Origin of the sequence: Mycoplasma putrefaciens KS1, assembly GCF_000224105.1 — a bacterium.
Taxonomy (GTDB): domain Bacteria; phylum Bacillota_I; class Bacilli_A; order Mycoplasmatales; family Mycoplasmataceae; genus Mycoplasma; species Mycoplasma putrefaciens.
In genome coordinates this window covers 438,278-449,928 of sequence record NC_015946.1, presented here as the reverse complement: position 1 = coordinate 449,928, position 11,651 = coordinate 438,278, and the positions used below count along the sequence as shown (strand labels likewise).

Annotated in this window: 12 protein-coding genes; 11 read left to right on the top strand and 1 reads right to left on the bottom strand. The window is 25.5% G+C overall.

The genetic code is table 4. From position 1 onward, the window contains the following. Positions 1-257 precede the first annotated feature (257 nt). Positions 258-1,535: a BspA family leucine-rich repeat surface protein gene (locus tag MPUT_RS01915; protein WP_014035119.1), complete on the bottom strand. Its 1,278-nt coding sequence runs from the start codon at positions 1,533-1,535 to the stop codon at positions 258-260. A gap of 217 nt (positions 1,536-1,752) precedes the next feature. Between MPUT_RS01915 and MPUT_RS03735 the strand changes: the two genes are divergently transcribed. The 11 genes from MPUT_RS03735 to MPUT_RS01865 all read left to right on the top strand — a co-directional run bounded on the left by MPUT_RS03735 (position 1,753) and on the right by MPUT_RS01865 (position 11,595). Next, complete coding sequence (locus MPUT_RS03735; RefSeq protein ID WP_014035118.1) at positions 1,753-3,012, top strand: DUF2130 domain-containing protein; 1,260 nt, start codon at positions 1,753-1,755, stop codon at positions 3,010-3,012. A 549-nt stretch (positions 3,013-3,561) separates the two neighbouring features. After that, positions 3,562-3,753 (top strand): hypothetical protein, encoded by a 192-nt coding sequence (locus tag MPUT_RS03810; RefSeq protein ID WP_231992241.1) that lies wholly within the window; start codon positions 3,562-3,564, stop codon positions 3,751-3,753. Positions 3,754-3,888: 135 nt separating this feature from the next. Further along, positions 3,889-4,083 carry an ATP-binding protein gene (locus MPUT_RS03805; protein WP_231992240.1) on the top strand — a complete coding sequence of 65 codons (195 nt, stop codon included), beginning with the start codon at positions 3,889-3,891 and terminating at the stop codon, positions 4,081-4,083. Positions 4,084-4,088: 5 nt separating this feature from the next. Next, positions 4,089-4,256, top strand: a complete 168-nt coding sequence (locus tag MPUT_RS03800; RefSeq protein ID WP_238523143.1) for a hypothetical protein — start codon at positions 4,089-4,091, stop codon at positions 4,254-4,256. A 970-nt stretch (positions 4,257-5,226) separates the two neighbouring features. Further along, a complete protein-coding gene (locus MPUT_RS01895) occupies positions 5,227-5,670 on the top strand; it encodes a PTS sugar transporter subunit IIA (protein ID WP_014035117.1) in 444 nt (147 codons plus the stop codon). A gap of 10 nt (positions 5,671-5,680) precedes the next feature. Next, positions 5,681-7,507 carry a PTS ascorbate-specific subunit IIBC gene (locus MPUT_RS01890; RefSeq protein WP_014035116.1) on the top strand — a complete coding sequence of 609 codons (1,827 nt, stop codon included), beginning with the start codon at positions 5,681-5,683 and terminating at the stop codon, positions 7,505-7,507. Next, complete coding sequence (locus MPUT_RS01885) at positions 7,507-8,163, top strand: ribulose-phosphate 3-epimerase (protein WP_014035115.1); 657 nt, start codon at positions 7,507-7,509, stop codon at positions 8,161-8,163. Before MPUT_RS01890 ends, MPUT_RS01885 begins: the two co-directional genes overlap by 1 nt. Before the next feature lie 335 nt (positions 8,164-8,498). Further along, positions 8,499-9,254, top strand: coding sequence for a pseudouridine synthase (locus MPUT_RS01880; RefSeq protein ID WP_014035114.1), 756 nt, complete (start codon positions 8,499-8,501; stop codon positions 9,252-9,254). 44 nt (positions 9,255-9,298) lie between these two features. After that, positions 9,299-9,958 (top strand): deoxynucleoside kinase, encoded by a 660-nt coding sequence (locus tag MPUT_RS01875; protein WP_014035113.1) that lies wholly within the window; start codon positions 9,299-9,301, stop codon positions 9,956-9,958. Then, entirely contained in the window at positions 9,936-10,649 is a 714-nt protein-coding gene (locus MPUT_RS01870) for a YebC/PmpR family DNA-binding transcriptional regulator (protein ID WP_014035112.1), read from the top strand. Before MPUT_RS01875 ends, MPUT_RS01870 begins: the two co-directional genes overlap by 23 nt. Positions 10,650-10,767: 118 nt before the next feature. Beyond that, positions 10,768-11,595, top strand: coding sequence for a hypothetical protein (locus tag MPUT_RS01865; RefSeq protein WP_014035111.1), 828 nt, complete (start codon positions 10,768-10,770; stop codon positions 11,593-11,595). Positions 11,596-11,651: the final 56 nt, after the last annotated feature.

Genomic DNA, 11,651 nt, shown 5'->3' with positions numbered 1-11,651 from the left:
AAGAACTAACCATCGGATAATTTCTTAACTTTTTCTGATAAAAATGATAATAATAGTAATTAAATTTTTAAAATAGGTTTTATTATAATTAGTTAAAAACTGTACTTTTGAAATATAAAACTCTAATTCAAGTACTATCTGATTTGAACTTTTTATTATTTTAAACTAATTGAGACTCACTTTTAGTTGATTTTCAATTAGTTTTTTAGTTAGCAATTAAGAGAGTTTTTTATTATCAATTTTTGAATTTATAACTGTTATCTAGAAATGGTAGTAAATTTTTCTGGAATTTTTTTATCTTTAAATTGATAGTGTGCATTTTTATTAAAGTCTTTTCAGTAAATAACTTTGTTGACATCTCATTCTGAAAGGTTTTGATTAAAAGCACTAGCTCCGTTAAACATACTATTCATATCAGTTACTCTTGAAGTATCTCAAGCAGAAATATCTTGATTAAAGGCACTGGCATTTTTAAATAATTCACCCATATTTTGTACTCTTGAAGTGTTTCAGCTTGAAATATCTTGATTAAAAGCACTAGCTCCAGAAAACATTCTACCCATATCAACTAGGTTTGAAGTTTTAAAATTATCTAAAGGTTGGTTAAAGTTTTTAGCATCTTTAAACATATCAATCATATTTGTTACATTAGAAGTATCTCAGTTTTCTAGTCCAGATATGTTTTGATTTACATTTCCTTCAAAAGCACCTTTTAAATTTGTTATAAAGTCTGGTAATTTATCAGGAACCTTTTTAACAGTTATTGGTATTGGTTTAATTTGGTATTGACCAGCACTATTTTTAAAATAACCAATTTCTTTAAGTTCTGTTTGAGTAATATCAGTATAAATTGGAGTTTCATCACTTTCTGGTTTTGAAATTTCAGATCTGTCTTTAAGATCAAGTTTAATTTCAATTTTATCTTGATAGTTATCTGAAATTGGAGTAATAATAATTTTATCGTCTGTTATTTCGATCATTAAATTATTTTCAAAGTCAAAATCTTGTAATTCTGGATTTTGTTCTTTAATTACTTTAATAACTGTTTCTTTATCTGGTTTTGTTTCAAACTTATCAGCTATATTGATGTTAGCAATTAAATCAGAAATTCTAATTTTAGATCTAAATTCTAATTCTACTTGACCTTTATATTTTTTATGATTTGGTTTTGCCACAATTTTGACACTATTAGTTTCTTTTGAAAAAATCAGTTCAAGATCATTAATCTTAATATTTACAGGTTTTTTATAATTATTTAATTTATTGATTATCTTGTTAATGTGATCTATAACAACTTTTTGATTTTCAGTATAAGTAGTTGGAATATAACGAAATTGTTGGTTAATTGCTTGATCAAGATCAATAGTAGTTTTTTTATTTCTTCTAGTAGCTCTTTTCTTACTTTTGATTCCCCCTATAGTGCCACCTGTGATTATTCCGGCTCCAAGTAATAACCCTGCTAGTCCAGCTAGATATTTCTTTTTAGTCTTCTTTTTTTGTTGGTTATCTTTAATATCTTTCTTAGCCATCTTCATCTACTCCTTTTAATTTTATTTTACAAAAACTTTAACAAAAATATGACAATCAGCTAACTACAAAATCTTAAAGTTTGTGATTATTGGTCTTTTGGTCTCTGTTAAGTAAACTAATTTAGTAAAAACATTAAAACATTAAAGCTAGCTAAATAAGTTTAACTAAGAGTTTTATTAAGATAAGTTAGAATATATATTGAAAGCTTTAACTGGAGGTTTTATGTCAGATATTAAATTTAAGATCCTAAACAAACATTCTATTGAATTACTTGAAGATGCTAAAAAGTCAAGTGTGATAGATTTATCAAAAGCTCAAGAAATTGACTTAAGTGTCGTTTTAGAACAAATTAATTTAAAAAAAGACCAAGTTTATTTAAATAAATTAGAAGAAGCCAAAAAGAAGTGAAATTTAACTGCTGAACTTGAAAAAACAAAATATCAACAACAATTAGCTGAACAATATCAAAAAGAGACTGAGCAAAAAATTCAACAAATCTCAGAATTGCAAGCAGCTAATCAAACACTGGTTAACCAAATAGAACAAAACAAACAACAATTAAGCGAAAAACTAGCTAATCAAATAAAAATTATTAAACTTGAGCAACAAGCTAGAATAGTTGAACTAGAAAACAAACTAGCTAACTTAGAATTGATTCAAGAAAACCAAATTTTACAATTAACTAGTAAAAAAGATGAACAAATTAATAATTTGAAAAAAGATCTAGAACTTATAACAAGAGAAAAATTAACTAAAAATATTAAACTAATTGGTGAAGAATTAGAAAATTATTGTCTAAATGAATTCAACAAAATTTCAACTTTTGCTTTTCAAACTTCAGATTTATCAAAAGATAATCAAGCAATTAAAATTGATGGCGAATCTAAAGCAACTAAAGGTGATTTTATTTTTAAAGTTTATGCTGAACCTGAAAAACAAAATTTATTATTAAGTGTCATGTGTGAAATGAAATCAGAACAACTAAATTCACAAAATAAAAAGAAAAATAGTGATCATTACAAAAAACTAGATGATGATCGAAACAAAAAGAATCTAGATTATGCTTTATTAGTAAGTGAATTAGAATATGAAACTAGTGATAGTTTAATTTATCGAGTTAGTGATTATAAAAATATGTTTGTTGTTAGACCGATGTATTTTATTACTATGTTAGGTGTTTTAGAAACTATTGCACTAAAATACAAAGATCTTAAATTAAATAGACTACAACAAGAATTATCATTTAAAGAAAAACAAGATATTTTAAATGAGTTTGAAGAGTTTAAAAATAATTTATTAGATAATGCTTTAAAAAATATTACTAATAAAGTTAATGAAATCAGTAAGTCCGCTGAAAATATAAAAAAAGAAGCAACTAAAATTTTAGAAGCTACTGAATTAGTAATTAATAAGCATTTAAATACTGTTAAAAATAAAATTATAGGATTTAAAATTGAAAAGAAGATTGTAGATAAAATTTAACAATTTATTTTATCCTAATCAGAATTATTTTATAAAACTTTTAAAAATATCAGTACATTAATGGATAAAAGAAACAAACCAAAGATCATTATGATATAGATGCCAATAAGACTCTTATTTTAAAAGTGCATATGAAAATTATATTAATTCAATTTCAAATGATTTTTTTTAAATAATAAGAATATCACCCTATTAATAATAAAAATGAAAATTAATATAGATATAAATAGATTACCTGATTTTGAGTGAACAGGTTTTACTACAATACAATTAGTGAAGTTATCAAAACTAAAATAGATCTAAATCCTGAATTTTCTGCGAAATAGAACAATACAATGATTTGAAATTCATTACTGTTAATGCTTTAAAAGGTAAACAAACACCATACCGATATATAACTAAAAAGGTGATGCAGCTTATATTAGATCTAGTAATCAAAGTATAAAGGCTAATACAACTCAGTTAAGAAATTTGATGTTTCAAGTTTCTAAGCAATCTTTTGACAGCTTTAAAACTAAAATTAATTGAAAATAAGCAGATTTCACTAGCTTGAGTTCAAAACTAAGCACAATAGGACAACAAGCAAAAACTCTTAGTCAACTAACCTCTCTTGATTTAGTAAGAGATATTTTTTTAACACATGCCGGTGCTTTAATAGCGGATAATAATTTTATAAGTTATTCTAAGGTTCATGCTACAAGATGAAATGATAATGATAAAACCAGTTTAAACATTCTATAACTAGATACAAAAAAATTTAATGGAAGTTTAATAGATATTTTTATAAAAACAGAAGAGTTTATTAACAAATATAATCCTATTATATGAAATAAAGAAGACTCAAAAAGAATAGATTATCCTAATTATCCTTTCTTAGTGGTTAGAGAAACTTTAGTAAACGCATTAACTCACCGTGACTATTCTATTACTGGTTTACAAATTGATGTAGATATTTATGATGATAGAATTGAAATTACGTCACCGGGAGGCATGTTTGATGAGACAAATATCCAAGAAGTTCCAACGTGAGCTGTTGTTTCATGAAGAAGAAATGAAATTTTTGAAGAATAAATTATATGGAAAAACAAGGAAGTGGTTTGACAAAAATTATAGATTTATATGCTAGTCATCCTAACTATTTAAATGATTTAAAACCTGTATTTATGTCTAATGAACATTTATTTAAAGTAATTCTATGAAATTTAAACTATAAAAAGATGATCTTTTTAAAAGTAATAAATTAAATATTATTGAAAGCATTATCGGTATAAAGACAGTTGATTTAGAAAATAAAAGTACTAATTCACAAGACGAAATTGTTTGAAATTACATTCAAAAAACTCTCCTTTTTACAAGACAAGATATAGAACAAGTTGCTAGTGTAAAAAGAACTAGAGCAAATGAAATAATAAATAAATTATTAGAAGATAATAAAATTATTAAAGAAAATGGTGGTAGATCTACTAAATATAAAGCAAATAAACAAAAAATAGGCTAGTAAAAAAGTTTTATAATGAATACAAAAAAGATTACAATAGATAAAGTTAGTAATTTAATTTTACATAATTAATTTAATTAAAATCAAAAACTATTAGCAATATTAATTCTTAACATTGTAAATAATCTATTATATTTACTTACTATATCGGCAGTGTGGTTCTTGCTAGCTATTCCTACGAATTTATGATCTGGATAAATCAAAAGAAAGAACCCTGAACAACTTTTAGAAGTTGTTTTTTTATTTAATTTAGCTACAGAAAAGATTAAACTCATAAAAATAGTACAGCATCTTAATAAAATTCCCTACTTTTGCACCAACCAAAGACGAATAATACATTACAATCAGTTACGTTACATTGTTTTAGTAATGAAAAAAGATATTCTTAATGAACATATTTTTACTAAAGAAATTATATAGATCAAATGATTTGTTATTCTTAGATGTTTTCTAAAATTTATTTACTTTTTTAACTTTTTAATAGATTTATATTTGACGTTTTTGTATAGTTTTTTAACTTGTATCTGGCTTTAGTATATTGTTTATAAAGCTATTAAGTTTTTTTAAACCATTTTTTAATAGAGTTTTAAAACCATTCAACAAATTTTAGTCTTTAAGATTATTTTAACTAGCTTAGATATTAAACTGCATGATTGAAAATTACGTTTGTTTCAAATGATAAAATCAAAGTGTGTTAATTGATGTAGAAGGAGAATATGTTATTTAAAAAAGAACTTATTGATTATATAGACAAAAAAGTTGATTCTTGAGAACAAGGAGTCGAAATAGCTAGTCAACTATTAATACAAAATGGGTATGTTGATAACTCATATCCAAAAGAAATAATAAAAATTACTAAGCAAAATGGTCCTTATTATATTGTTGCACCAAAAATTGCTTTACTTCATTTAACACCCAAACCAGAGTGAAAAGAAAATGTTATTAGTTTAACTGTCTTTAAAGAACCTATTATTTTTAAAAATGAGAGTCGTTATCATGTTAATTTTTGTTTAGCATTACTTGCAAAAGATAATTCAAGTCATATTGATATTTTGCAAAAATTTGCACTATTATTTAATAATCAAGAATTTATTGAGCAACTAGAAAAAATAAAAAATAAAAAGGACTTAGAGTTAGTTTTAGAAAAATACGATAAATAAAGAGGTAAATATGAATTTTGGAAATTACGTTGTTAATTTTTTCACACAATTCATTAGTACACCAGCCATATTAATTGCATTATTTGCATTTGTTGGTTGTTTGTTACAAAGAAAAAAGTTTTCTGAAACCATTGTTTCAACAATTAAAACAGCTGTAGGATTTCTAATTATTGGTGGAGGAGCTGGAGTAATTGCTGGAGCTATTGATAAATTAGGAAGAGCATTCACATTATTATTTAGTAGAACTGGGGCAATAGCTTATAATGATGTAATTCCGGGTTTATTACTTAATACATCAAATGTTTTTCTAACAGGATCATTAATTATGATTACTGCAATGGTTTTAAATATAGTTTTAGCAAGAATCACTAAGTTTAAATATATTTATTTAACCGGACACGTGTTATTTTACTTTTCAGTGATGTTTGCAGCTACTATGCATATTGCGGGTTTAAATTTATCAAACACAGCAAACATAGTTTCAGTTGTTATTTCAGGTGGATTAGTAGTTTCAATTTATATGGTACTAAGTCCGGTTTTACTAAATAAACACGTTATTAGAATTACAAATAATGAAAAAATCGCTTTAGGTCATACTGGAGCTTTAGGATATTGACTATCTGGAGCAATCGGTTCAGGATTAGCAAAAATTAGTAAAAAACCATACCGTTCAACTGAAGAAATTAATTTCCCTAAAGGATTAAATTTTTTAAGAAATACTAATGTTGCTATTGGTATTACAATGTTAGTAATTTATTTGATCATCTATTTTACAACTCTTGGAGTTAAAGGTTATCAAGCAATGATCACTGCGGGAGTAATTAAAAAAGATGATGATGTCTTTGTTCAAGGATTATTACAAGCATTTACATTCGCTGCAGGTGTAGAAATTATTTTAATTGGAGTGAGAATGTTTATTGCTGAAATTATTCCATCATTTCAAGGAATTTCTAAAAAATTAGTCCCTGATGCTAAACCTGCTTTAGATTGTCCAACTGTCTATCCATACGCACCAAACGCAGTAATAATTGGATTTATTTCTTCATTTGTTGCAGGAATCATTGTGATGGGAATTACTATTTTAATTACAAGTATAAATGGTGTTGACTCAAAAAGATGAGTGATTATTCTTCCAAGTATCGTACCGCACTTTTTTGTAGGAGCAACTTGTGGAGTGTTTGGAAATTCTAAAGGTGGAATTAAAGGAGCTGTAATTGGTTCATTTATTAACGGATTAATCATTTCATTTGTACCATTCCTATTTTTAGGTTTACAAATGATTCCAACTATTTCTGAAAATGGTCAACAAGTAGCTTGAGGTGATGGTGACTTTTTATTAGGTTTACCATTTGGAATTATCACAAAACTATCAGGAGCTAAAATCGCTGTTTGATTGATTCCAGTGATAAGTGTTGTTTTATGAGCTTTACTACCAGTATTAAGTTTGTTTAAGAAAAAACAAAAAGCAAATGACAGCCAAAAATCTGATCTTGTACAAAAAGAACAATCAGAAGTAACTTTAGATTCTCATAATCAAGTATTAACTACAAAATATGATCTTAAAAAACAAAATAAACTTGTAGCTGTTTGTGGTCAAGGTTTAGGTTCATCATTACTAATTGAAATGAATTTAAAAAATGTTGTTAAACAATTAGGATTAGATATTCAAGTGACACATACAAATTTAAACTCATTTGATGCTACAGATGACTCAATTCTAGCGGTTGTTTGTGGTTCAGACTTAGAAAATAGTATTGATTTTGACAGAAAGATTGTTTTAGAAAACTTATTAGATCAAAAACAAGCAGAAGAAAAAATTAGAGAGTTTTTAAGATAGTGAAACTAACACCTTCAATTTATTGTGCTGATTTAGTTAATTTAAAAGAAGAAATTAATCATCTAATCAAAGCTGGAATTGATCAAATTCATTTTGATGTCATGGATGGGGTATTTGTCAAAAACTATGGTTTAAGCGCTAAACTATTACAAGATATTAAAAAAACTTTTGTTAATTTGAAAATTGAAGTGCACATAATGGCAATTGATTTATTAGATAAAATTAAGTTATTTAAAGATGCTGATTATTTTACATTTCATTTTAATACCATAAAAGATATCAACCAAGCAAAACAATGAATTAAAGAAATCAAAAATCTTGGTTTAAAACCAGGAATTGCTCTTGATTTAAACAATGATTTTTCAGAAATAATACCACTATTAAATGATCTAAATCAAGTTACTTTCATGTCAATAAAACCAGGATTTACTGGTCAAAAATTTGAAGATCAAACTTGAAATAAATTAGCTAAAATTAAAGAATTAAAAGCGCAATTCAGTCATTTAAAATTTCAAATAGATGGTGGAGTTAGATGAGAAAATATTAAACAACTAATTGACTATGGTTTTGATTGAATCGTAGTTGGTTCAATGTTGTTTTCATCTGAAGACTATCAAAAAACAGTTCAAGAAATTAAAAAATTAGAGCTTAATTAGTGTTAATTATTATTTAGAATTACACTTGTTATTGTTTATAGTTATAAAAGAACCTTAAAAAATCTAAAAATTAGAAAAGGGTTCTTTTATATTGCTTTTTAATAAAAAATCTAGTTAAAAGCATTCAAAACTTATTAAGTCTACTATTTATTTTTTCATCTATTAATTCTAATTAGTTTTATTATAATTAGGTTAGCTGACTAAACCACAAACTATAGTTAAACTGAAAAAAATAGTTTGTACTATTTAAATACTAAGATTAGAGCTCAAATCAATTAATTATCCATCTAAATCAAAATCTATTAATTAAATTAGTGCTTCTAAAAGGAGAAAATATGACTAAAGAAAGACTACAAAAAGTAATTGCTAACAGAGGCTATGCTTCGAGAAGAGCTGCCGAAAAATTAATCACTAGTGGTAGAGTTAAAGTTGATGGAATCATTATTACTGAATTAGGAACCAAAGTTGATCGTAATGCAAAAATTGAAATTAATAACCAAGAAGTAATTTCAGATTCGGCTAATCAAAAATATTATTATTTGTTTTATAAGCCAAGACTAGTTTTAACTACAATGTATGATCCTAAAAAAAGAAAAACCGTTGCTGATTATTTTCAAGACTTGCCACATCGAGTTTATCCAATAGGTAGATTAGATTATGATGTTAGTGGCTTGTTAATTATGACAAATGATGGAGAAATGTCACATTTTATTATGCATCCTAGATATGAATTTTTTAAAACTTATCAGGCAATGTGTGCTGGAATAGTTTCAAAAAAGCAAATAGCTGAGTTAGTCAATGGAGTTATTATCGATGATAATTATTTAACTAAAGCAATTGATGCTAAATTATTAAAATATGACCAAGAAAAGAACTTTTCAATCATTGAATTAACAATTACTGAAGGAAGAAAACATCACGTTAAAAAGATGCTACAAGCAGCTAATTTAAATTTAATTAAGTTAAAAAGAACTAGAATAGAATTTCTCGAAATTGGTGATTTAAAACCAGGTCAATATCGAGAATTAAAACCCAATGAAGTGAAAAAGCTTTATGGAATTTATAAGTCTATAAGACAAAAAGATAGTTAAATTGTGTATTAAAATATAATTAGCAAGAAAATTGGAGCGATAAGATGAGAATAGCTATTTTTGGTACTGTTGGAGCAGGAAAATCGACTGTTTCAAAAGAAATCAGCAAACGTTTAGGATATGAAATTTTTCCTGAACCAATTGAAGAAAACCCATATTTTGATGATTATTATAAAGATTTAAAAGCAACTGTTTTTAAGATGCAAATCTATATGTTAACAGCTAGATCTAAACAATTAAAACAAGCTCAGCAGTTAAAAGATATCATTTTTGATAGAACTATTTTAGAAGATCCGATCTTTATGAAAGTTAATTATGATCTAGGGAATGTTAATCCAACAGATTATAAAACTTATATTGATTTTTATGATAATGTGGTTTTAGAAAATCTAAAGCTACCAGATGAAAGAGTTAAATTTGATATTGTTATTTATTTAAAAGTTTCTACCAAAACATCAATAAAAAGAATAGCTCAAAGAGGAAGGCCGCAAGAACTATTAATTGATAATTCATATTGAGAAATTCTAAATAAAAATTATGATGAATTTTATGAAAAAAATATTTATGATTTTCCGTTTTTTGTAGTCAATGCAGATGAAGAAAATATTGATAAAATTATGAATGTCATCATGCCTAAACTAGAGCAATTAGAAAAAGAGCTTAAAAATAAGGAGCAAAATAATGGGAAGAGCACACGAAGTTAGAGCTGCTTCAATGGCTAAAACTGCAGCTAAAAAGTCTGCAGCAAACGGTCGAGCAGCAAAAGAAATTTATATGGCCGCTAAGCAAGGTGGCATAGATCCAAATTCAAATTTAGCACTACGTTCAGTAATTGACAAAGCTAAAGCTAACCAAATACCAAGAGATGTCATTGAAAGAGCGATTAAAAGAGCAGCTGGTGGTGATTCTGAAAGTTATACAGCTAATAGATATGAAGGAATTGGACCTGGTAATACAGCCATTATTGTTGATGTTTTAACAAGCAATGTCAACCGAGCAGCAGCCTTAATCAGAGAAGTGTTTAATAAAAATAACGGAAATCCTGATGGAAAAGTAAGCTTTTTATTTGATGATGTTTCAATCTTTGCTTTTAAAGCTAAAACAGTTGAAGAAGTTTTAGAAGCTTTAATGCTAGCAGATCTTGAAGTTAATGATGTTGTTGAACAAGACGATCATATTATTGTTTATGCTCCATTTAAATCATTTGCAAGCGTTAAAAAGGCTTTAGATGATTTAAAAATAGACCAATATAGTATTTCTGAAACAACTATGATTCCCATTGATCAAAAAATAGTTATTAAAGATCAAGACACTAAAAAACAGCTTCAAATATTGTTAGACAAATTAGATGATTTAGAAGATGTACAAAATGTTTATCATAACGCAGAATTATAATTTTAAAGAACTAGATTCAAATCTTTTGACTAGTTCTTTTTAACTTCAAAACTTTTAAACAACAGTTTAATAAGATAAAATTATTACATATAAAAATCAAAAAATTTACAGGAATGATATGACACATAATTGATTAAATTTATTATTGTTAGTAATTAATGTTTTTTTATTAGGTTCAATTCTAATCTTGTATTTATTTTGTACAAAATCTTATTTAAACCATACAGTACCTTATATAAATAGTTCAAATAATAATATTACTTCAACTGAGATTAACAATCTTATCAAAAATTTTCAAATTATGTTTAATTTAAAAGAGTATCAAGTTATTTATACTGATACTGAAAAGATGATTAAAATCTTTAAAAATGTACATAAAAATAAAAAACAAATCTTTATTAGTAAACGTATTTTTGAATCAACTGGTTATGAGTTAGACTATTTAATTTCAAGATTATGAATTTCAGCTAAACAAATTCAAAAAGATAACAAACTAACTACTTATAAAACTTTAATATACACAATTCCTTATACTCTGTTTTTTTTAATTACAGTTAGTTTTATATTTTCAGTGTTTTTATATATTTATCATCGTTCAAATACTAATTTTATGATAGATAACACTAGCAATGATCGTATTAGTCAGTTTGAATTTGTTTTATTGTGACTTTGAATTAATCCAATTAGTAGTTATTTATGTTTTGCATTTTTAATGTGTTTATTTGTCACTTATTATTTATCTATAAGATATAAACAAAAATTAGAAATCTATTACAATGATGAAGTTACTAAACTAGTTAAAACAACAATTAGTGAATATGAGTTTGATTTTAAAGCAGCAAGAACTTATGCGCAATCTATTAAACTTAGTTATATTCCTGTGATGAAAGTTTTTAATTTTTGAACTAATCATTACAAATGAACTGGACCATTTACTATTGTTTAATTTTTTAACATTTTGATAGTTAACTAGAATAAAAAAACCATTTTAATTTTAAAAAA